At 48.5% G+C, this 22,099-nt stretch carries 17 protein-coding genes and 1 pseudogene; 8 read left to right on the forward strand and 10 right to left on the reverse strand.

Annotated features, from left to right (window positions below):
- The first annotated feature begins 9 nt into the window (after positions 1–9).
- Positions 10–153 carry a hypothetical protein gene (locus BGX16_RS14610; protein ID WP_157797936.1) on the forward strand — a complete coding sequence of 48 codons (144 nt, stop codon included), beginning with the start codon at positions 10–12 and terminating at the stop codon, positions 151–153.
- 70 nt (positions 154–223) lie between these two features.
- Here BGX16_RS14610 and BGX16_RS08110 read toward each other — a convergent pair whose 3' ends face one another.
- Genes BGX16_RS08110 through BGX16_RS08120 form a run of 3 tightly spaced genes read right to left on the reverse strand, consistent with a single transcriptional unit; the run spans position 224 to position 4,195 of the window.
- A complete protein-coding gene (locus tag BGX16_RS08110) occupies positions 224–2,116 on the reverse strand; it encodes a glycoside hydrolase family 5 protein (RefSeq protein WP_100425593.1) in 1,893 nt (630 codons plus the stop codon).
- Between the two features lie 58 nt (positions 2,117–2,174).
- A complete protein-coding gene (locus tag BGX16_RS08115) occupies positions 2,175–3,380 on the reverse strand; it encodes a carboxypeptidase-like regulatory domain-containing protein (protein ID WP_100425594.1) in 1,206 nt (401 codons plus the stop codon).
- The gene (locus BGX16_RS08120; protein WP_241899497.1) at positions 3,377–4,195 is read right to left on the reverse strand and encodes a TIGR02147 family protein; all 819 of its coding nucleotides are present in this window, start codon (positions 4,193–4,195) and stop codon (positions 3,377–3,379) included. Before BGX16_RS08120 ends, BGX16_RS08115 begins: the two co-directional genes overlap by 4 nt.
- Positions 4,196–4,418: 223 nt before the next feature.
- On the opposite strand from BGX16_RS08120, the gene BGX16_RS08125 reads away from it, so the two are divergent.
- Entirely contained in the window at positions 4,419–5,603 is a 1,185-nt protein-coding gene (locus BGX16_RS08125) for a pyridoxal phosphate-dependent aminotransferase (RefSeq protein WP_100426801.1), read from the forward strand.
- Positions 5,604–5,668: 65 nt separating this feature from the next.
- Complete coding sequence (locus tag BGX16_RS08130; RefSeq protein WP_100425595.1) at positions 5,669–6,652, forward strand: diaminopimelate dehydrogenase; 984 nt, start codon at positions 5,669–5,671, stop codon at positions 6,650–6,652.
- Positions 6,653–6,777: 125 nt separating this feature from the next.
- Here the strand turns inward: BGX16_RS08130 and BGX16_RS08135 are convergent, their stop codons facing one another.
- The 3 genes from BGX16_RS08135 to BGX16_RS08145 all read right to left on the reverse strand — a co-directional run bounded on the left by BGX16_RS08135 (position 6,778) and on the right by BGX16_RS08145 (position 10,517).
- Positions 6,778–8,130, reverse strand: coding sequence for an IS5 family transposase (locus BGX16_RS08135; RefSeq protein ID WP_198514820.1), 1,353 nt, complete (start codon positions 8,128–8,130; stop codon positions 6,778–6,780).
- Between the two features lie 112 nt (positions 8,131–8,242).
- Positions 8,243–9,829 carry an Eco57I restriction-modification methylase domain-containing protein gene (locus BGX16_RS08140; RefSeq protein WP_100425596.1) on the reverse strand — a complete coding sequence of 529 codons (1,587 nt, stop codon included), beginning with the start codon at positions 9,827–9,829 and terminating at the stop codon, positions 8,243–8,245.
- Entirely contained in the window at positions 9,816–10,517 is a 702-nt protein-coding gene (locus tag BGX16_RS08145; protein WP_100425597.1) for a PaeR7I family type II restriction endonuclease, read from the reverse strand. Before BGX16_RS08145 ends, BGX16_RS08140 begins: the two co-directional genes overlap by 14 nt.
- A gap of 129 nt (positions 10,518–10,646) precedes the next feature.
- On the opposite strand from BGX16_RS08145, the pseudogene BGX16_RS08150 reads away from it, so the two are divergent.
- Positions 10,647–10,893: pseudogene (locus tag BGX16_RS08150) on the forward strand (diaminopimelate dehydrogenase); the annotation flags it as partial.
- Positions 10,894–10,974: 81 nt separating this feature from the next.
- The gene (locus BGX16_RS08155) at positions 10,975–11,409 is read left to right on the forward strand and encodes a dUTP diphosphatase (protein WP_100425598.1); all 435 of its coding nucleotides are present in this window, start codon (positions 10,975–10,977) and stop codon (positions 11,407–11,409) included.
- Positions 11,410–11,441: 32 nt separating this feature from the next.
- Here the strand turns inward: BGX16_RS08155 and BGX16_RS08160 are convergent, their stop codons facing one another.
- From BGX16_RS08160 to BGX16_RS08170, 3 genes are all read right to left on the reverse strand, one after another.
- Positions 11,442–14,513 carry a DNA methyltransferase gene (locus BGX16_RS08160; RefSeq protein WP_157797937.1) on the reverse strand — a complete coding sequence of 1,024 codons (3,072 nt, stop codon included), beginning with the start codon at positions 14,511–14,513 and terminating at the stop codon, positions 11,442–11,444.
- Positions 14,514–14,613: 100 nt separating this feature from the next.
- The gene (gene recD2 / locus BGX16_RS08165; RefSeq protein ID WP_100425600.1) at positions 14,614–16,857 is read right to left on the reverse strand and encodes an SF1B family DNA helicase RecD2; all 2,244 of its coding nucleotides are present in this window, start codon (positions 16,855–16,857) and stop codon (positions 14,614–14,616) included.
- A gap of 354 nt (positions 16,858–17,211) precedes the next feature.
- Positions 17,212–17,895, reverse strand: a complete 684-nt coding sequence (locus BGX16_RS08170) for a queuosine precursor transporter (protein ID WP_100425601.1) — start codon at positions 17,893–17,895, stop codon at positions 17,212–17,214.
- Positions 17,896–17,926: 31 nt separating this feature from the next.
- Between BGX16_RS08170 and BGX16_RS08175 the strand changes: the two genes are divergently transcribed.
- Genes BGX16_RS08175 through BGX16_RS08185 form a run of 3 tightly spaced genes read left to right on the forward strand, consistent with a single transcriptional unit; the run spans position 17,927 to position 20,749 of the window.
- A complete protein-coding gene (locus BGX16_RS08175) occupies positions 17,927–18,943 on the forward strand; it encodes an ABC transporter permease subunit (RefSeq protein ID WP_100425602.1) in 1,017 nt (338 codons plus the stop codon).
- The gene (locus tag BGX16_RS08180; protein WP_100425603.1) at positions 18,943–19,980 is read left to right on the forward strand and encodes an ABC transporter permease subunit; all 1,038 of its coding nucleotides are present in this window, start codon (positions 18,943–18,945) and stop codon (positions 19,978–19,980) included. Before BGX16_RS08175 ends, BGX16_RS08180 begins: the two co-directional genes overlap by 1 nt.
- The gene (locus BGX16_RS08185; RefSeq protein ID WP_157797938.1) at positions 19,973–20,749 is read left to right on the forward strand and encodes an ABC transporter ATP-binding protein; all 777 of its coding nucleotides are present in this window, start codon (positions 19,973–19,975) and stop codon (positions 20,747–20,749) included. The genes BGX16_RS08180 and BGX16_RS08185 overlap by 8 nt, the downstream gene beginning before the upstream one ends.
- Here the strand turns inward: BGX16_RS08185 and BGX16_RS08190 are convergent.
- Positions 20,713–22,086 carry a hypothetical protein gene (locus BGX16_RS08190; RefSeq protein ID WP_157797939.1) on the reverse strand — a complete coding sequence of 458 codons (1,374 nt, stop codon included), beginning with the start codon at positions 22,084–22,086 and terminating at the stop codon, positions 20,713–20,715. The genes BGX16_RS08185 and BGX16_RS08190 overlap by 37 nt on opposite strands.
- Between the last annotated feature and the right edge of the window lie 13 nt (positions 22,087–22,099).

A 22,099-nucleotide genomic window follows, 5' to 3' on the forward strand; every position in this document is an offset into this window, starting at 1 on the left:
GAATGAACAATGAAAAAGACTTGGATCGTTTTGATGTCTATGCTTTTCGTTTCCTTCGCCCTCGTTGCTTGCAGTGCGGATAATGTTTCTGGCAACTGCGATAGTGGCATTGTGGACAACTCGCTTTTCGTGACCGACTCTGAAGGAGAATAAACTTTTTTCAGTGGAAACTAAAAAGGAGTCCTCTTTCGAGGGCTCCTTTTTATTGGGGATCATGTGAAATTTAACGGATCGAAATCGCGGCCTGCTTGCTTCCGATGCGAAGAATATACTTGCCGGAGTTTGCGACGTTCAGGTTCAGGCTTGAACCGTTTGTGCGGCCACTTGCCATAACTTGTCCGAGCATGTTCGAGAGCATGTACAGACTGCCGTTTTCAATCCCGCTCACGGCGATGTTCTTGCCCTGTACGGAAACGTTCAGCGGGGAAGCCTTGGTGGCGATTTTCGGGAGTGCGGTCGTCGTATCGATTTCGACCGGGCTGTAACCCGAAACTTCTTCTTCGCACTTCAGGTCTTCAATCCAGAGTGAAGTGTCAAAGAAGTCGTTCGTGACCACAAAGCGGAATGCGGTAGCGGCTTCCAAAACCGGAACTGTCGGAATGCCTGTCTGCCAACCGTTGCTTGTCATCCAGCCGAGATCGACGTGAACGGTTTCCCATTCCGGAGCGTACGGCATTTCGACGAATGGATAGTCCCAAACTCCTACGCCGAAGTAATCAACGCTTGCGTTCCAGTCGTAGTAAAGGGTGAATTGGTGGTTTGCGCCTTTGTACTTGTAACTCACCATCTTGCAGTTCGAAAGATCGACGCCTGCGCCGAAGGTGTATTCCGCACGAATGTAGGGCGCATAATCAAAGCCTGTGCCGACCGTGTCGAGAATCATGTTGTCCATTTTGACCGTGGTCGCGGTGGAATTGTTAGTGAATGTGGAGTTGCCCTTTTCGCCTTGTTCGTCGCCGTAGTCGTCAATGTCGCTAGTGGCGCTCCAAGTTCCCGAAATAGCACTAGAAGTGCCGTAGGTGACGGAGCCGGGCAGGTTGTCGGTAATGGATGTTTCCCAGTTCACGTTCTTGGTGTATGTCGTTTTGGGCGGAAGAATATTTGCCTTGATGTAGTTGTCGACGTCGTTGTCTTCGAGATAAGGTTTTTCTACATCCCACTTGGCGGTCGAAAGTTTTTTCTCGTTGACCCAAGAAAGGAAACTTTCGAGCTGAGTCTTGTAAGAAGCGTTCGTGAAAATGTCGTCGATGCCGCCCCATTCCGTGACGAAGATGCTCAAACCGTTTGCCATGGCGGTGTTTGAACTTGCAATGTGGCTTGCGGTCTGGTGCAGGTTTGCGTAGAAGTGATAGGTGTAGGCGACATTTTTATCTTGGACCGGATTTGAAATCGCTTCGCCTGCCATCGAAGACCAGGTCGGCGTTCCGATGACGACAAGGTTGTTTGAGTATTTACGAATTTCGGTGAGGACACTGTCGGCATAAGCCTTGAGATCGTCCCAGCTTTCGCTGACCGGTTCGTTGTAGATTTCAAAAATCACATGCGGATATTTGCCGTAGCGTTCTGCCATACGGCCGAAGAATGCGGCTGCGTCGGCTGCACTGAAGCAGGTCTTGTTGTCGTTGAATTCATACTTCGGCTTTTCGTTTGGGTGAATGCAGTTGAAGTAGCCGCCTTCACTGTGCCAGTCGATTAAAACGTAAACATCGTTTGCAATTGCAGCCTGCACGACCGTATCCATTTGAGATTCAAAATATTCCGGGCGGGTCATATAACTGCCGTGGCCCCAAGGCGGGACAATGCCCATCGCAGAACGAATGAGTTCTACGTTCCAGGATCCGACGAGAGTGTCGATAAAGGAATGCCCATAGAAACTCGAACCGTACGGCCAATACTGGCTCCAGGTAAGGCTCATGCCGCGGACCTGAACTTCTTTACCGTCCACGACGCCATCGACGGAACCGTAGATACGGCCTTCGCCAGCGGCGTTTGTGCCGGTTTGCAGTGCGCCGTACTGGCTCACAGGTCCGACACGAGTCGGTTGAATCGTTGCAAAGGCACTGCTTGCGAGTGCGAATGCGCAAAGGGCTGTTACAGCCTTCATCGTCTTTTTCATTGTACCTCTCTCCGAGTCATAAATGGCTCCTGTTTTTTTTCGTCGCAAATTCAAAGGCTTAGAATCGCATGCCTAAGCTTGGCCACATGCTTGGCGAAATTCCATCAAAACGAACATTGTCCAAATAGATTTCCGCATCGCTTTCGACCATAAAATTCAAAGAGTTCACCGCGGCGAGTTCTGTGTCGAAATCTTCGGCGGTAAAGGTAAAGTGCTGCCATTCGTCGGTGAGCGTGACGGGCCATGTCTTGTGATATTCCCGTTTGCCTTCATCGCTGCGCTTGGTGATTTGCAAGAAAAGTTCACCCGAGCCTTTGGCGTCAAATGAAATCGCGGTGGCGCTTCTCAAATCGTAGAAGGAGAACATTTCGTCTTCGTCAAAATCGTCGCCGATGGTGAAGCCTGCGACGCCGTAATGCCCCGGAGTTTCTTCGTCCAAATCAAAAATCAAATGCAGACTGCTGCCGTCTTTTGCGCTGTCTCCCGTGACGAGAATGTTCGGGCTGGAGATGCCGTCTTGAACGTGGCTTCCGCCGCCTTGTAGCGAATCGGTGCAAATAAACCACCAGCCCTGTCCAAAGCTTTTGCCGAGGAGCGTCTGGCGGGATTTCCAGTTTTCAAAGTCTTCGACGACAGTAAAGATGCTTTCGGCAATGTCGATGTTGTTTGTCGTTGCATATTCTTCAAGATCCGTTTCCATCTGGTAAGAGAACTTTCCAAAGTTGCCTTCGACGAATGCGTAATGGACACCGCTTGGCAAACCTTCAAAGGTGAAGTTGCCGCTTGCGTCAGTTTCGGTGGATTTGTCGAGGATGCGGATTGTGGCACCTTTCACGGCTTCGCCGTTATGGGTAATGGTTCCTTTCAGTGACGCGCTGGCGACCGCAGCGAGTGTTTGCGACGGTTTTTTGCCGAGATCCACCCAGCGCATCACCGAAAGAGAGTCTCCGGAATGAGTTTCGATCAGCTGAATGGAAGACTTGTCTTCGGCGCGGATCGTGGACTTGAATTCCAAAGTCCCGGACTCATTTAAAGTATCTTCAAACGCGAGCTGGATGGTGTCTTTGTGCAAGACCCAGACGCGGGCCGCGGCACGGGCAAGAGGATGGCCGCTAGGATTTGTGACCGTGATGACGCCGGCGAGTTCCGTTTCGCCAGCGTTGCTGCCTGTTCCGTTTGCCACGGAATCGCTGCTGCAGTTGCTGAAAACGGCTGCGCAAACGGTGAAAAAGAGGAGTGCGAAAATCCGCGAAAGAAGCTTCATGCTTTTTTCTCCTTTGCGGGTATTTGAGCACGCGGAACCAGTTGGAATCCGACATGGCATACGCGGTCAGGATTCGACTCTTCTTGAGCGATTGCTAAAATTTTTTCGCGGAGCGCAGTGATTTCGGTGCGCACTTTTTCGAAGCCTTCCTTCGAAAGACTACAAGTAACGCTTGTGATGCTGCGTTCGTCGCTTGTAAAACTGTCGTAGACTTCGCTGTTGATTTCCAGATTCTTCAAATGGTACTTGCGAAGCATTGTGGAACGCACGCGTGGCGGCGTTGAAACGACAGGACTTGTGACCGAGAATTTGCCGTTCTTGTCGCAGACGATAAAACCAGCTTCGGTCAAATAACGAATGCCGCTCTTGATTTGGGGTGCGCGAAGAGGCGGAGTGAAGAATCTGCCGATCTTTTCCGCAGATGTCCTTGCCGGAACGAGCGGAAGAAGATCTCGCAGAACGGGATAGTACCATTTTGAAAAGAACTGGAGCGCGGAATCCTGCAAAGCGTACTCCTGCTTGCTCGCACGGGCGGCGAGCAGCTTTCTCAACAAATGCTCCCGCTTGTCCACGTTTTTTTCGTTTCCAAATTGAACGAGTCCCAAAAAATAATCCGCTTCCTCGCCGCGCAAATTCCAAGCCTTGGCAAGAACTTTGGCGTTAGCACTGGAAAGAGGACGGGTTCCGTCCAAAATTCGAGAAAAGAATGCAGAACCCGGAACGCCTGCGGCTTCCTGAATGGATCGCATTGAAGCGCCTTCGGATTGCAATGCTTCCAAAATCGCGTGGATGTACTCGCGATAATCGAAATACATAAATACACTAATTTCGGAAACACTCTGCATGTCCATAAATATAAGATTTTAATTCAAAAATGAATGTAAAAATTCAGATATAAAAAAATTAATACATAATATTTGGAAACACTTGGGAAGCCGAAAAATTAGGATTTTTTGCTGAAATTGCCCCAAAATCGGACTTTTTTAGGTGAACAAGAAAAGCTTGCGTTGCTATCATTTCAAAAAACAGGGAAAATTTATGCGAGAACTCAGCTCAAGAACTTCTAAATTTACCGAATCCGTAATCCGTCAAATGACGCGAATTGCGAATGAATGCGACGCAATCAATCTTTCCCAGGGCTTCCCGGATTTTGATCCGCCCAAAGCGATTCTGGACCGCCTGGCGGAAGTCGCTTATACGGGACCGCACCAGTATCAAGTTTGCGCAGGAGCGAAGGCGTTCCGCGATGCCGTAGCGAAAAAGTTCGAGCATTTTTCGGGAATGAAGATCGAACCAGAAAGTGAAATTGTCGTCACCTGCGGAAGCACCGAAGCGATGATGGCTTCGCTGACGAGCGTTATCAATCCGGGCGATAAGGTGGTGATCTTTTCTCCGTTCTATGAAAACTACGGGGCGGATACAATCCTTTCGGGCGCAGAACCGATTTATGTGCCGCTTGTTCCGCCGGATTTCTGCTTTGATAAAGAAGCTTTGGAAAACGCTTTTAAACAAGGCGCGAAGGCGATGATCCTTTGCAATCCTTCGAATCCTTGCGGTAAAGTCTTTACGCGGGAAGAACTGGAATTCATTGCGGAACTTGCGATTCAGTATGACGCCTACGTGGTGACGGATGAAGTCTACGAGCATATTGTCTATGCGCCGCACAAGCATATCTATTTAAATACGCTTCCTGGAATGCGCGAACGCACGATCGTTTGCAATTCGCTTTCCAAAACGTATTCGATCACGGGCTGGCGTTTGGGCTATGTGATCGCTTGCCCGCGAATCATTGACCGTGTGAAAAAGGTGCATGACTTTTTGACCGTCGGGGCTTCGGCGCCTTTGCAGATCGCGGCGGTGACGGGCCTTGAATTCGACGACGACTATTATAAGGAACTGCAAGAGCATTACACGCACATGAAAGAAATTTTTGTGGGCGGCCTTCGAAAGCTGGGCTACCGTTTGACGGAACCGCAGGGCTCTTATTTTGTGATGGTCGATGTGAACGAGTTCGGGGTGAAGGACGATTACAAGTTCTGCGAATGGATGATCAAGAATGTGGGCGTCGCGGCGGTTCCGGGTTCGAGCTTCTTCCGGGAAAAAGTTGACAATCTTGTAAGATTTCATTTTGCAAAGAAAGACGAAACTTTAAAGGAAGCTTTAAAACGCCTTTCGACCCTCCGTGAAAAAGCCTTGGCCGCAAAAAATGTGGATTGGAAGTAGGTTTTGCCGAGTCTAATTTTTTAAATTAAGCGCTGAAAAATTTAACCCCAATAGAGGATTCCAATATGACAAAAATCGGCATTATCGGTTATGGTAACCTCGGCCGCGGCGTGGAAAGCGCTGTGAAGTATGCACCGGATATGGAGCTCGTCGCTGTGTTCACTCGTCGCGACCCAGCGACTGTGAAAATTCAGACGGCTGGCGTTCCGGTTGTGAACGTAAACGATGCGGCCTCTTGGAAGGACAAAATCGACGTGATGATCCTTTGCGGAGGTAGCGCAACGGACTTGCCGAAGCAGACCCCGGAATTTGCAAAGCTCTTCAACGTGGTCGATTCCTTCGACACCCATGCAAATATTCCGCAGCATTTTGCCGCGGTTGATGCCGCTGCCAAGGCTGCCGGTAAGGTTTCGATGATTTCCGTGGGTTGGGATCCGGGTCTTTTCTCTTTGAACCGTGTCTATGCGGATTCCATTCTCCCGGATGGGAAGACTTACACGTTCTGGGGCAAGGGCGTTTCCCAGGGTCATTCGGACGCCGTCCGTCGTATCGCTGGCGTGAAGAACGCAAAGCAGTACACGATTCCGGTGGACGCGGCTCTCGAAGCGGTCCGCAGCGGTTCGAATCCAGAACTTTCTACCCGTCAGAAGCACACGCGCGAAGTTTTTGTCGTGGCAGCTGAAGGTGCGGACAAGGCAAAAATCGAAAACGAAATCAAAACGATGCCGAACTACTTCTCGGATTACGACACCACGGTGCACTTCATTGACGAAGAAGAATTTGCGAAGAATCACTCCGGCATGGCTCACGGCGGTTTCGTGATCCGTTCTGGAAAGACCGGTTGGGACAAGGAATTCACGAACGTAATTGAATACAGCTTGAAGCTCGGTTCGAACCCAGCCTTTACCACGAGTGTTCTCGTTGCCTATGCACGTGCTCTTGCCCGCATGTACAAGGAAGGCGCTCGCGGCTGCAAGACGGTTCTCGATGTTCCGCCGGCATACCTCTCCGAAAAGAGCGACGAAGAACTCCGCAAGGACCTTCTCTAATCTTTGAAAAATGCTTACAAATGAAAGGGCCGCAGTTATGCTGCGGCTCTTTTCTATATTGTCTCTAAAAAAGGAATTTTTATGGTTTAATTGACAGGGTGTCTAAATAGTTGACCCTTAAAAAGTCACTTCGCGAGCGCAGGATAAGGAGGTTCGCCGTTTTTATTCACCCCTTCCCGGCAAAGGAAGCAACAGTATAGCCATTCCAACAGGACAAAAAAGCGCCTCATGGCCCTCTTGAAGTTGAACGCCGCTGCTGCAAGCTTTGCATTGAGCATGTCGCCAAAGATTCCCTTGTAGAAATTTCTACCCATACGGTGGTCGCTTTTCAGGTGGCCGTTGATAGGCTCGATGCCTGCCCTCTTGCAAAAAAGCTTGTGAGCCTTTTCCTTCTGGTAGTAAGTCGCGTTTTTCTTCGGGACGTCCGGTATCACGATCTTTGTCGTTCCGGATTCCTTTTGTCCGCGGTAGCCTCGGTCGCATGCGGCCTGGCTCGGCCTGAATCCAAGCATTTGTTCAACATGGTCAAGCGTATCGTCTATCGTATGTCCGTCATACTCGTCCCGGAACGAGACCGCGCCGACAATGATGCCGCTGTAGCTCCGGGCGATTGACACCTTGTTGCCGAACTCGTATTTCTTGTGTTCCTTGCCCTTGCCGATGCATTTTACTTCGGGTTCGTGAAGCGAATAGACCTTGTCCTTGTCGCATTTCTTCTGTGCCAGAACTTTTTTGAAAAGCTCGATTTTTTCTTTGTACGTGTTCAACAAGTTCTTGCTGGCGAGATTTCGCTCTAATTCACGGACGAGCCGTCCCGCGATTGTCTTCAGCCTGCGATCTGCCTTGTGAGCCTTCTTGCCGTTCTTCGGGTGATTGCGGAAACGCTGGTCACGATGGACCTTCTTCAAGGTTCTCTTGTAGGACTGTCTTTGCGGAAGATCATGCTCTTCCACGATCCTCTGTACCTGTTCTATTATCTTGTTCGCAAGTTTGGCGTCTGTAGGGAACGTGATGTTCTTTTCCTGCACGGTCGTGTCAAGAAAGACCGTGCCGCATCCTGTCGGTCCTTGTTTATCGTGGTCATCGTTGACGAGGATACTTTCCTTGAGGATCATGTCCATGCCCGCTTCGCCAATCATGTGCCGGAAGTGAACAAGTTCGCTCGGGTCGCAGGGTTGCTCCGTCGAGAAGAACCGTTCTCCGCAAAAATACTGGTAATAGGCGTTTTCCTGAAACTGCTCCACGACGGACTCGTCCGATACGTTGCGGATGTGCTTCAGGATGATGAGCCCGGTCATGAGACGGATCGGCTTGTTCGGCGCACCCATTTTGTCGTCAAACCGTTTCGAAAACTCGGTCTCGAACTTGTTCCAGTCAATCTTGTTCGCGAGAACGTAGAGGGAATGCTTGTGGTTCAACTGCTCCTCAAGGGAACAGAAAAGGCTTGTCTGTGCGTGGGATTTTGGCGGTCTGTACATAAAAAATTGCAAGGTTTTCAATCATATTTTAGAAAACCTTGCAATATTTTCACAGGGTAGAAATCAGTTTTTCCCAATAGTTATGCGGGCTGGGCGGGATTTTAAGGGACGACTAAATAAAATTTAATGATGTTTGTTCTCCCGAGTAGCCTTTTCCTTTTCTAGTGAGAATAAGATCTTTGTATGCATAATTGACAATTTCGTTTATTGAATCAAGCTTTTTTTGATCGTAACTTTGCAACAGTCTATTTGCGATGCTTTCGCCCATTTCTTTTATATTGGGTATTCGTAATTTTCTTAAATGCTGGCTTTGCCAGCGTGGAAAACCTCCGTTCATATTATTGGTAATGCTTGCTATTTGAGTACGTATTGCGTCGGACATCAAAAAAGCACTCAAAATTTTTTGGTCACGAAGCGTATTTCCTGTGATGTAATATAAATTGTGAAGAGGGTAATAATTACCTTCATCTAGAAAAACAAATCGATTTCCTGAAATATCAGGTAACAAAATCTTTGATTTTTTGATTAATTGAGGGTTGATTTTGTCAATTGTTTTATACCATTTGGCATTGTTTTTTTTGACAATATGTCTATTTGAAAGTTTTTCTTTGAAAGATTTCAAATATTTTTCTACGCGAGGAAATTTAGATAAATTAATAAGTTCACCGTTTTCTGCATAAGGATTCAATAAAAATTCACCATTCCATTGTAGTTGATTTCCTGTCAGATTCTTTGCATTCAATGCTGGCAAAAGAAGTTCTTTTTCTACTAGTTTGGGCAAATCTTTTGAGATGAATACGTGGTCAGCACCCGTTGCGACTCCTATCCCAATTCTAAAACCTAGTTCTTCTATAGTATATAGATTTTCGTTAACTACGGCTTTGCTGAAAATACAGGACCAATCGTCATTTTTAGGGACCGGTCTTGTTGAAAAAGACATCTTTTTTAACTCTTGTACAGACTTGACCTCTGCATATGATAAAGTAGAGGCTCTAGATTGTTTTGATATCAGCGTTATTGCGGGGTAAGCGAGAACTTTTTCTTGAAATGCATTTGCACGCTCTAAATTGATGATGGATTCCAGTCGATAGTTCTGCGCAACAAAATTTCTCAATTTCTTGCCGTATTCGTTTTTATACCATCTGTTTGCACAAATTAAGCAATGCTTCCCATTCGCTTTAAGACATCTTAATGTTTTTTCGTAAAAAAGAACGTAAAGATCTGATCGATAATGAAATGTTGTAAATATATTCTTGAACAACTTTCGCTTGCTTTCAGGAATATTTTCATAGCGGACATATGGAGGATTTCCAATGACCAAATCGGCCATAGGAACTTCACTAGATAAAAAATCTGCAACCTTAAAATTTTTTTCAGAAGGCTCTATTCCTAAGGCAAAAAGCTCTTTCTTGCATTTATTTATTTTAGTAGCGTCTATATCATAGGCAAAAACACATCGATAAAAAGCATCCTTAAAATCAAAATGATAACGTGATGCGGAGTCTCTCAATCTTCGTACAATTTCAATAATAAAAGCACCTTCTCCACAAGAGGGTTCCAGAACTATAACTTGCGATAAATTATAAGATGCTTTATACCCAACTATATCTAGCATATAACGCACAATTTCTGGTGATGTAAATACATCGCCATGAGCGTTGCCATTTGCTCTCACACCATATATATCATTTGAATTCATCAGCAGAGCCTTTAAGATGAGCGGCGAAAAAATTCAAAAAAGAATTTAGTGAGATGTCTTCAGCAACATCGCCATATTTCTTTTCACTACTAGTCCACAACAAAGCAGTAGAAGTATAATGTCGCTCCAATTTTAATTTCTTACAGAGAATTCTATATCGGTCTATATATGAGGCTTTGCCAAATTCTGGTAATACTGGATAAATTAGTTCATTGTTCTTTACAGGAGTTGTTGATCCGATATCCTTGCCGACAACCATGATGTACCCAACCCATGGTGCTTGTTGATTGGGAAATTGATTTTCTCTATAAGCTGTCCAAAGATCCACTGCTGAACCAATGGCTTCTTCGGTTCGATTATTAAAGTTATTACCGTATGAGCCAATCTGCGATTTTAGCTCTATGGCTGCAATCAATTTTTTTGATGGCGAAATCACTAGGAAATCCCAGTTTTTGGATGAGCGAAAAAATCCAGGCAAGTAATTGTTTTTTGTATATATGCAAGATCTTGGAACTCCAGAATTTTCAGCAACTTTCTTTAGCAAAGAGATAAATCCGTCCATTTGCTTTCCACCAACAACGGCACCTCGATTACTTTTATCTACGCTTGTTGCTAGTTGTTTTTGCTTAGATTTCCAGAAAAACGAAACGGCCTTTGTTATTTCTTTTAAATAAGTTTGCTGATCCATCTGACTAAACCCTTTTGTTCAGTAAAATAGATTTTTTGTATGTAATTTTTTGTCAGAGCAAAGTTTTTACTCGAAAACGATGAATATTTATTTAGGGTATTGTGGAGATTTATAGAAGAAGTATCGTAAAATTTGTCTGGCATGGCTCACGGCGGTTTCGTGATCCGTTCTGGAAAGACCGGTTGGGACAAGGAATTTACGAACGTAATTGAATACAGCTTGAAGCTCGGTTCGAACCCAGCCTTTACCACGAGCGTTCTCGTTGCCTATGCACGTGCTCTTGCCCGCATGTACAAGGAAGGCGCTCGCGGCTGCAAGACGGCCTGCATACCTCTCCGAAAAGAGCGACGAAGAACTCCGCAAGGACCTTCTCTAATCTTTGAAAAATGCTTACAAATGAAAGGGCCGCAGTTATGCTGCGGCTCTTTTCTATATTGTCTCTAAAAAAGGAATTTTTATGGCAGAACAGACTATTCAGATTCAGTACTTGGACGATTCGATCAAGCGCTTGGAATACATCGGCGGCAAGTCCGACTGGATCGATCTTGCGGCTGCAGAAACCGTGACTCTCAAGAAGGGAGAATTCCGCCTGATTCATTTGGGCGTCGCCATGAAGCTTCCCCAAGGCTATGAAGCCCACATCGCTCCGCGCAGCTCCACGTTCAAGAACTGGAAAATTCTGCAGGTGAATTCCGTGGGCGTCGTGGACTGCAGTTATTGCGGAAAGGAAGACTGGTGGAGAATGCCGGTTCTTGCCACGGAAGATGTGACGATCGAAAAGGGCAGCCGCATTGCACAGTTCCGCATCATGGAAAATCAGCCGAAGCTGAACTTCGTGGAAACCGTTCTTGAAGACAAGAACCGCGGCGGTTTTGGCAGTACGGGCATCTAGGAAATTCGGAATTCTGGTTCCGGATTTAGGAATTATTTCGTAAGTTCCCCGTACATCTTGAAAAGTTCAGCCACGATTTCGTCCTCGGTCATCTTGGGGGCAAAACTGTAAGCCTCCATGACGGCACGGTCGTTTTCGGCGTGGGCACGGCGCAGGTCTGCGGGCATGGTCAGCTCGTCGTAGAGGTCGGCAAGACTAGAGTCAGGGTATTTTGCACGGACGTCAAGAATCGCCTGGGCGGTCTTTTCGATTTTTGACGCTTGCGCCGCCGTGCAGTGAAGAAAATCTTTCCCTCTACATGGGTCAGAATGACAGCCCTTCTTGTCATCCTGTGGGAGCTGTGCGACCGAAGAATCTCTCGGCAACACAAACGGGAAATTGTTATAGACAATATCCTTGCTGTATCTATAGTCGCTTTTGAGACGGCCGCATACGGCTCGCATCCAAGCCATGTGAACGCTGGAAGTGAGGATACCGAAATGGTAGAGGGTGGCATCGGGAATGATGAAATTTAAATCAGTTGATATTGTAGCTCCATCAAAGAAACCCATTGGAATAAAGTTTCTTTTTTCTGAACTGACCTTGGGCACGACAATATAGCTTTCAGGGTTGTTCGTTTCCCGGAAAAGGGCCGGCCTTAAGGCTAGTTTCTGCCGCCCTTCGTCTGGCGAACTTTCCCGGTCCAGTTTGCATGCTTGAACGCGTTTGTAAACTTCGTGCATTCCCTTGATTTGTGCGGGCGTCGCATCGACAAGCCAAAGACAATAACGCGGCTTGTTGTTGATAAACTCTTCGGAGCCGACAAGCCGCTTGATAAACCGTTTCGCTTCGGGTTCCTTGCGTATGAAATTTTCGTACTCGTTCGCCTCGATAATCAGGTGCCCGCCATCGGCAGGCCGGTTGCCTGTGGTCATCAGGGGAACTTTGCACAAAGGGTGTTTGCGGCTTTCCACAAAGACGTTTGGCGCATCCATCAGGTAGGCGTTGATGTTCTTTGCAGATATTGCTTTACCATCGGGCAGGAATATCCGCTTGGTGGTTCCTATCGCTCCCGGCGCTCGCTCCAGGTTGACAGCGGGAGATGAAAAACCGATAATCACGCAGTGGACATGGGCCTTTTGTTCGGATTCGCTATCCCAGCGGAAGGTGCGGTAGGCAAAGTCTATTTGCAGGTTGAACCGTTCGAACAAGGGTTTCCAAACGCCTGCCACCTGCTCTCCCTGCGTGATGCTATTCGTTGAAACAAAGGCGCATTTTGTTTTCGTTCCCTGGATTAATTCGGATGCCCTGAAATACCAGTTGGCAACATAATCTATTTTACCCGCAGTCCTGTAAGGTTTGCCCTTTTCATCAACGTAAATGCTTTGTGTTTCTTCTTTTTGCTCTTTCGTCTGTAAACTATATCCTAAAAACGGAGGGTTCCCCATGATGTAGTCGTAGCGGATTTTCTCGACTTTATGCGGCTCAAGTTTCCCTTGCTCCACCTGCTTCGTGGCGACATGCAAAGTATTTGAAGTTTCATACTTCACCGATACATCGTGCAGGGCGTTCTTATCGAAATCTTCGGGAACAATATAGTATTTCAGTTTGTCCGCATAAAGCAAGTCAAGGTGCGGCTCTTCGCTCAGGTATTCCCAATCCATGCGCAGGGCGTTGCCTTCTACGATGGCCGCATGGCTTTTTAGCGGCAAGAATTCAAGGTTGCGGTTCAGTATTCTGGAAGTTTCCTCCATCATCTGGCATTCGGCAATCCATAGCGCAGTCTTTGCCACCGTCACGGCAAAGTCGTTTATCTCGATGCCGTAAAACTGGTCGATGTTCACCTGCGGCTTGAATTCGTCGCCGAACACATCCAGTGCGGATTCCTTGCCCAGCCTCAACTTGATACACTCGTTTTCCAACTTGCGAAGACTGGCGTAGGTCTCCGTAAGGAAGTTGCCCGAACCGCAAGCGGGATCAAGGAACTTAAGCGACCCTATTTTTTTCTGGAACGATTCCAGTTTTTCATTGCGGGATTTTACATTTTTCGTCTCGCAAATACACGAAAATTCGCCTTTCAGTTCGTCCAGGAACAGCGGGTCGATGACCTTGTGGATGTTCTCGATGCTTGTGTAATGCATTCCTCCTTGACGGCGGGTTTCGGGGTTCAAGGTACTTTCAAATACCGCACCGAAAATCGTCGGGGATATTTCGCTCCAGTCGAAGGGAGCGCAGTGGTTCACGATGACATCCACGATTTCTTCGTTGAAATTCGGAATCTCAATGTCCTCGTGGGCGAAAAGCCCGCCGTTCACGTAGGGAAAAGGCGAAAGCTTGGTGTCGTACTTGTCACGATCTTCGGTCTTGGTGTCGAGAGCTTTGAACAGGTCGATGAGCCCGCGACGGACATTCTCAATCTTGAAACTTTGTATGTATTCCTCAAATGCAGTCTTTGTATCGAACAGCCCCGCATCTTCTGCATATAAACAGAACACAATCCGGACGCAAAGAATGTTGAGCGAACGCAGGCTCTTTTCGTCGGGAGCGATGTACTGCTTGTAAAGGGCATCGTAGAGTTTGCCAACAAGTTCCCCCGCCTTCAAGGAAATTTCTTCTTCGCGTCGGATTCGGTCGCTCCTGCTATCCACGAGGAAATGCAGCCTGTAAATTTCCTTGGGCAGGTCCTTCAAGAAGACCTGTTCCGGCTCGCCGCCGGGCTTTTCCATATCGTAAATCAGGAATTCGTCAAAATTGCAGGTAATTACCCAGCGAGGGTGCTGCGAAAGCGGGAGACCCGATATGTACTTGCGTGCCTGCTGGAAAGGGGTGAGCAGGGAGCCGTCGGACTGCCTGATGGGAGCGCGAAGGTCCTTGCCCACGCTCTTTTGCTCAACCATCACCTTCGTGGACGGAATGTAGACGTCGATGAAGTTGGTGATAGTCTTGTCGGCAAACCGTTCCTTTATCTGGTTCTCAAATTGGACAAAGCTAACGAAGTCCTGGATGCCGAAAACGCTCACCAACAGGTCGAGCCAAAATTTTTGACATTCGCCCTTCTCGTAGCCCTTGCCGGACCATTTCTTGACAAACTTGTTGGCCGCTGCCCGCTGTTCGGTTGTCTTCATCGACATCTCCAATTCAATTTTTTTTCAAATATACAATCTTGAAATGGCAGAAATTGTCAAATCCATGGATTCGAAAAAAAAGACGGATTTAAAATCATGTTTACGATTCATTCAGGAATTCCATGAACTTGTCGTAAGGACTTTTTTGCAAGGGCAGAGCCTGTTCCAAGGTTTCGCCTTTTATTTTGCTGACAATGAATTCCTTGAGGCGCGTATAACGAAGCTGCATGCGGTTGTTGCGAATCGCTTCGTCAAAGGCTCCGTTTCCGGAAAGAATCCAGACGTGTCCCTTGGCGCGGGTAATTCCCGTGTACAGCAAGTTCCGCTGCAACATGCGAAAGTGCGAAGAATCCAGTACGAGAATGACGGCGGGGTATTCGCTACCCTGACTCTTGTGAATGGTACAGGCGTAGGCGAGCGAAAGCTCGTCCAGCTCATCGCCTTCATAGCCGACCAGATGGCCTTCAAAGTCGACGGTCATTTTTTGATCGTTCTTCACAAGGGCGATGATTTTTCCCACGTCGCCGTTGAAAACGTTCTTTTCGTAATTGTTCCGGAGTTGCATCACGCGGTCGCCACTGCGCCAGGTAATGCCTTGCGATTTAAATTCCTTGGGCGAATCGTTCAAAAGCTTTTGCAGAAAAGCGTTCAGTTCGATTGTACCGAGAGGCCCCTTGTGCATCGGCACGAGCACTTGCAAATCTTTGACCGGGCCTTTTAAGGTCTGCGGAATGCGTTCCGTGACAAGCTCTGCCAAAATGTCCAGGGCTTCTTCCGGTTCTTCAAAAGGAATGTAGTGGAAGTTGTTTCCTTCGACAGGGGAAGGTTTGCGCCCTTGATTGATGAGCGTCGCCTTTTCGGCAATGTCGTTACCGCCCGCTTGGCGGAAAATGCGTTCCAGTCGAATGCAGGGAATCTCAGGGATCGAAAGCAGGTCGCGCAAAACGTTTCCCGGTCCAATGCTTGGCAGCTGATCCTTGTCGCCGATGAGCACGAGGTGCGTGCGTTCGGGGAGAGCCTTCATAAGGCCCGCGCAGAGCCAGGTATCGACCATCGAAAATTCGTCGACGATCATGATGCCCGTTTCGATGGGGAAGTTCTCGTCGCGGGTAAAGCGGCGCGTTTCCGGATTGATTTCGAGCAGACGGTGCAAAGTCTTGGCGTCGTGGCCGGTGACTTCTTGCATGCGGCGTGCGGCGCGGCCCGTGGGGGCGGCGAGGGTGACGTCCACTTCTTCGGATTCGGCGAGGGCGAGGATTCCCTTTAAGAGGGTCGTTTTACCGGTACCCGGGCCGCCCGTGATAATAAAGATTTTGCTTTGGAAGGCGCGTACAATGCCCGCCTTTTGAACGGGATCGTAGGTAAAGCCTTGCGCCGCTTCAAAGGCGGAGAGGAACGCTTCGAGCTCCTTCGAATTTCCGAAATCTTTCGATTCGCCTTCTTGAATCCGGGAACTGATAAAGTTCGAAACAAAAGCTTCGGAACGGGCGAGGCTTGGGATCGAAACCTTTTCGCCATCGTCCAAAAGCTTCTGTACTTTTAAAAGTTGCTCTAAGGCGTACAGCAGATCATCGTAAGCTTCCTGGCTGTTCAGTTGCAGACGCAGTTCGTTCGCCGCGTTTGACAGGAGCGTTTCCTTGGGAAGGAACGTGTGCCCTTCGCCGGAAGAGGCTTTGAGCATCGCATAGCAAATGCCCGCTTCCAAGCGTTCCTCGCTCCATTCGGGGATGCCTACCTTGCGGGCGATTTCGTCTGCCTTTAAAAATCCAATGCCCCAGACTTCTTCGCAAAGAATATAAGGGTTCTGGGTGATGATCGAAACGGTATTTTGGCCGTACTGCCGCCATAGGCGCAACGCCACGCTCCCCGTGATGCCGTGACCGTACAAAAAGAGCATCGTTTCGCGGCTTTCTCGCATCTGCTTCCAGTTTTGCAAGAGCTGCGTGACCTTTTTGCCGGAAAATCCTTTGATCTTCTTTTTGGCGAGTGCGTCACCGTCGCCGTCGAGTATGTTCACCAGGTCATCGCCGAAGGTGTCCACCAGGCGCTTTGCCGTGGCTTCGCCGATGCCCTTAAAAAGTCCGCCCGAAAGATAGGCGACAAGGCCTTCTCCGGTTTTTGGAAAGATGACTTCGCTTTGGGAACAGAAAAACTGGCGTCCGTACTTCGGGTGCACCTTCCATTCGCCCTGCATGCGCAGATTTTCGCCAATGGAAAGTTCCGGAAAGGTCCCTGTCACAGCGACCGGGCGCGCTTCGCCTGCCACAATGAACTTGAGCACCGAAAAGCCGTTTTCGATGTTGTGGTAGGTGACGGTCTTGAGCGTGCCTTCGATCTGATCCATGAGTTAAAGATGCTAAAATTTCCCTTTAAAACCAAAAGGAATGCCTTTATAGCATTCCTTTTAGCAATTTCCGTATGTCTTCGGAAAGAGATCAGCTAAAAACTAGCGGATTTTCTTCTTCTGACGGTCACGACGACGACGCTTCTTACGCTTGTGAGTCGCAATCTTCTTACGCTTTCTTTTCTTTCCGCAAGGCATGTGCTTATCTCCAAAAAGGGTGAAACTTCAGTTTGAACGCCCCCAAAGAGAGAAAATTTTACCCTGTTTGTCAAGGGCGAACCTTTTTCTCAAGTGGACAGAATGGCGATTTTCGTCAAAAAAGCAAAAAATTAACGTAAAAAATCTTTAAGCTTTCTAGCTTGGATGCGAAATCCCGAGTTTTTTTCGCAATTTGTAAATCATCAGATAAGCAATCGGCGTTGCGCAGATCGCTTCGACGCCAAGTTTAAACGCGTACTGGATTCCGATCATCGAAAGCAGGTCGATAAACGGGGCGGTTCCCGCAAAGGCGAGAATCACAAAGAGGCCCGTGTCGAGCATGTGGCCGATGACCGAGCTTCCGATGGTGCGCGCCCAAAGGTGTTTTCCGCCGGTCTTTTCACGGATCTTGATGAGCGACCAGGAGTTCGAAAGTTCGCCGATGAGGAACGAAATCAGCGAGGCGATTACAATGCGCGGCACGTATCCGAAGATTTGCGCATAGGCGTTTGCCGTTTCTGCCGTATAATCCGGATAGGGCAGGTAAACGCCCACGGTCGTCGCAAGGACCATGAGAATGTTGCAGAAAAAGCTCAAAACGATCACGCGCTTGGCAGCCTTGAATCCCCAGATTTCCGTGAGGACGTCGCCTAGCATGTACGCAAAGGGGAACGTAATCGTTCCGGCGTCAAAGATCGTAATGCCGAAGATCGAGATGAGCTTGACAGCCATCAGGTTTGCGGTCAGGTATAAAGTAATGAGGCTTCCCGAAATCAGAAGCAGGGCGGTGTGGCTTGCTTCTTCACGGTTTTTAACAAGGTTTTCCGTAACTTGGTTCATAGTGCCTCAAAAATAGTTAAATTCGCCTGTAATGAAAGCCTATATCATCCGCAGACTTCTTTTAATGATTCCCACGATTTTGGGAATTACGATCGTCTGTTTTGCCCTGGTGCAGCTGATTCCTGGCGGCCCGGTAGAAGAGATGATTGCAAAGGTCCAGTCCGCGGCGGCCGCCCACGGCGGCGTGAGCGCATCCAAGTCGATTTCCCCGGAACAGATTGCGCAGATCCAGAGCTATTTCGGCTTTGACAAGCCGGCGTGGCAGCGTTATCTGGATTGGCTGTGGAATGTGATCCATTTGGATCTTGGAACGTCTTATACGTATGGGCTTCCGGTTTGGGACGTGATTTCTTCGCGCTTTCCGATTTCGCTCGCTTTCGGTTTGACATCCTTTTTGCTGAGCTATCTCGTGTGCATTCCGCTTGGCCTTGCGAAGGCGGTGAAGAACCGTTCGCTCTTTGACAAGGTTTCGTCCGCGCTGATTTTTTCGGGCTACGTGATGCCGGGTTATGCGCTCGGTATTTTGCTCATCATCTTTCTTTCGGGGGGATCTTTCCTCGATATTTTTCCGCTCGGCGGAATCGTTTCGGAAGATTTTGAAGACCTGACTTTTACAGGAAAGATCGGCGACGTGTTGATGCACTGGACGCTCCCGATGGTCTGTTACATGATCAGCGAATTTGCGTTCCTCACCTTTTTGATGAAGAACAGCGTTTTGGAAGAACTCGGACGCGATTATATGCGGACCGCCATGGCAAAGGGCCTTTCCTTTAGACAGGCACTTGTGCGCCATGCGCTGCGCAATGCGCTGATTCCCATTGTGACGCGCCTTTCGGAAGTCTTTACGCTTTTGTTTGCCGGCGCCCTTTTGATCGAAAAGGTTTTTGACATCGACGGCATGGGCCTTTTGTATTACAATTCCATGGTGAACCGCGATTACAACGTGGTGATGGGAGTGATTTTACTTTCGAGCGTGCTCACGATGTTTGGACGTTTGTTCAGCGATATTCTGTACACCTTTGTCGATCCGCGGATTAGGTTCAACTGATGCGATTCCTTTCTCCTGAAATGCAGAAAAAGCTGCGCCAGTTCAAGCGGAACAAGATCGCGTTCGGTTCGCTTTGCGCCTTGCTTGTGATGTATGCGTTTTCGCTTCTTTCGCCGTGGCTCGTAAACGATGAACCTTTGATTTTGCGCTACGAAGGCAAAACCTATTTCCCGGCGTTTGTGACTTACGCGGAAACGGAATTCGGCGGAACCTATGAAACGGAACCGGATTATCCTGTGCTGATGGCAGATGCGAAAGAAGACGGTAAAAACGTCTGGGCGCTGATGCCGCTCATTGTGCAGGATCCTTTGAAAGCGGATCTTTCGGCGGATGGAACGCCTCCTTTTGCGCCGAGTTCAAAACATTTGCTCGGAACGGATGCGCACGGTCGTGATGTGCTTTCGAGGCTTATTCACGGCTTTCGCATTTGCATGAGCTTTAGCTTGCTTTTGACGCTGCTCGGTACTTTTCTTGGAATTGTGATTGGCGGTATCCAAGGTTACCTAGGTGGAAAGTGGGATATTTTAATGCAACGCGGAATTGAAATCTGGTCTTCGCTCCCGTTCCTTTACGTGGTGATTTTGATCGGGTCGATTTACGGCAGAAGCTTTGTCCTGTTGATTGCGATCATGGCGATTTTCAACTGGATCTCTTTGAGCTATTATATGCGCGCGGAATACCTGAAACTCCGTTCGCAACAGTACGTGCGTGCGGCGAAAATGCTCGGCATGGGCCATGTGAGAATTTTCTTCAAGGAAATCCTCCCGAACGCATTCACTCCGGTGATTACGCTCTTTCCGTTTACGCTCATCGGCGGCATCGGAAGTTTGACATCTCTCGACTTCTTAGGCTTTGGCCTTGAACCGCCGACGCCCAGCTGGGGCGAACTTATGAGCGAAGGATTGAACAACCTTTACGCACCGTGGATTTCCATTTGCACGGTCGCCGCTCTTTTCATCACGTTACTGCTCACCACTTTTGTCGGGGAAGGCATTCGCGATGCGATGGACCCGAAATCCGGAGACCGCTATGAGTGATACTGCACCGGTGATTCTTTCGGCAAAGGATATTTCGGTTGCCTTCGGCAAAAAGCAGGTGACGTTTGACGTTTCGTTCGACATTCACGCGGGGGAATTCTTTGCGCTTGTCGGAGAATCGGGCAGCGGCAAAAGCGTGACCTCGATGAGCCTTCTCGGACTTTTGCCAAAACCTTCGGCAAAGGCGATTTCGGGCTCTGCGATGTTTGATGGAAAAGATCTTTTGAAGCTTCCGCTTCCCGAACTGCGCAAGGTCCGCGGCAAAAAGATTTCCATGATTTTCCAAGAACCGATGCAGGCGCTCGATCCGGTCAGGACAATTCAAAGTCAGCTTTTGGAAGCGATTCCGGAGGTTCCCAAAAAGGATGCCTTGGAAAAGATTTGCGAATTTTTGAAGTCCGCAGGCTTTGCGGATCCGGAACGCGTCATGCGCGGTTACCCTTGCGAAATGAGCGGCGGCATGCTTCAGCGCATTTGCATTGTGATGTCGCTTTTGCCTCATCCGGATTTGATTATTGCAGACGAACCGACGACCGCGTTGGACGTAACGGTTCAGGCGGCGGTGCTCGCCGTACTCAAGCGCATGGCGGTGGAATCTCACACGGCGGTGCTGCTCATTACGCACAATATGGGACTTGTGGCGCAGTACACGGAACGCGTTGCCGTGATGTATCAGGGTCGAATTGTGGAAACGGGAACGAGCCGCGACATTATTCTGCATCCGAAGGATGCTTATACCCAAAGACTCATCGCGGCGATTCCGCAGTAAAAGCGGAAACCGATCGAAGCGTCGAAAGCGAATCCTGTGCGGAGCGGCAGGTATTCCGTTTTGGAAGGCACCTTTCCGTCTTCGGTATTCCCTGTGAACGAAACGTCGACTTCATTACCGTTCTCATCGGTTTCGGTCAGTTCCTTTGACAAAATAAGAGGCGCTATCTGGTATGCGTTTGCATCAAAAAAGAAGCGCCGCTTCGGAGTTTCCACCTTGAACGATAAGCCTGCAATGACGCCGAAGGCGTTCAGAGAACCTTCATAAATTCTCTTTCTCACCTGGGTCAAAATGAGAGCGGTCTTCACATTTTCCTGTGCACCGTCCAGCTTTCCTTGAACGTAGAAGAAGTCTGCGGAAATTCCTGGGCGCAGGTGAAATTCACCCGGTGAAAATTCAAAAGTCCGCTTGATTTTTGCGTGGGAAAGGAATCCCGAAAGATCTCCGTACATGCGGTAGTTGACTTTGTAAAAGCTGAGCGAAAGTGTCTGCAATAGGGAATAGTCCAAGGCTCGCTGCGGGGCCAAAGTTTCAAAAAACCGTTCCGCGTGGCGGGGAATTTCTAACTGCAAAAAGAACGCTCCGGCCTGCAGATTCCACTTTGCATTTTCGTAAGCAAGGTTTGCGCCTTCCAAATTACCGCGTAGTTCTAAATATCCAAAACGTTTAACGTTATTCTCTTCGGAACGGAGCAAAAAAAACTCTGAATTCAAGTGCGCCCACAACGCCAAGAATCGAATGGTTCCGCTTGTACCGCGGTATTCATAATTCAAACGTCCGAGAATGCCTTCGCTCGAATCGCGGATTGCATCATGCACGTCTTCAAAAGGTGCACGGCGTGTGTGCAAAAAATCCCAGTTGATTTCGGCGACATGACGGAGATACTTGGAACCGATAAAGGCACCTTTGGTTCTATAACGCGCTTCGTATTCCAAATCCACCGTATCGAGGAGACCGTTTGGAACCAGAGTTGTCCATTTCGTTTTTAAGGTTCCGACGGAACCGCCTCCCAAATGCATGCCGATGTAAAAAAGAGAATCGTTTAGCTGCAAACTGGAAACGGTGAGAGCTCGCAGGTGTTCATTATTTCCGGCGACAGAAGTTTCTAAAATCAGATGGCGAAATTTTCCGCGGGTGCCGATTTCCATTTCGGAAACGGACATTTCCGACTTGAGCTTCCAGGCTTTGTAAGTCCAAGAACCGCTGGTTTCAGAATGGCGTAATTTGGCGTCGATATCCAAAACGCTTGTGCGCAGGGAATCTAGAATTTGACATCCGAATGCGTTCGCACTGGCGTCGTTTTCGTTTAACAAAAAAAGCCCGCTACAGCGGGCCATCCCCGTCTCCTTC

It is taken from the genome of Hallerella succinigenes (assembly GCF_002797675.1).
GTDB lineage: Bacteria > Fibrobacterota > Fibrobacteria > Fibrobacterales > Fibrobacteraceae > Hallerella > Hallerella succinigenes.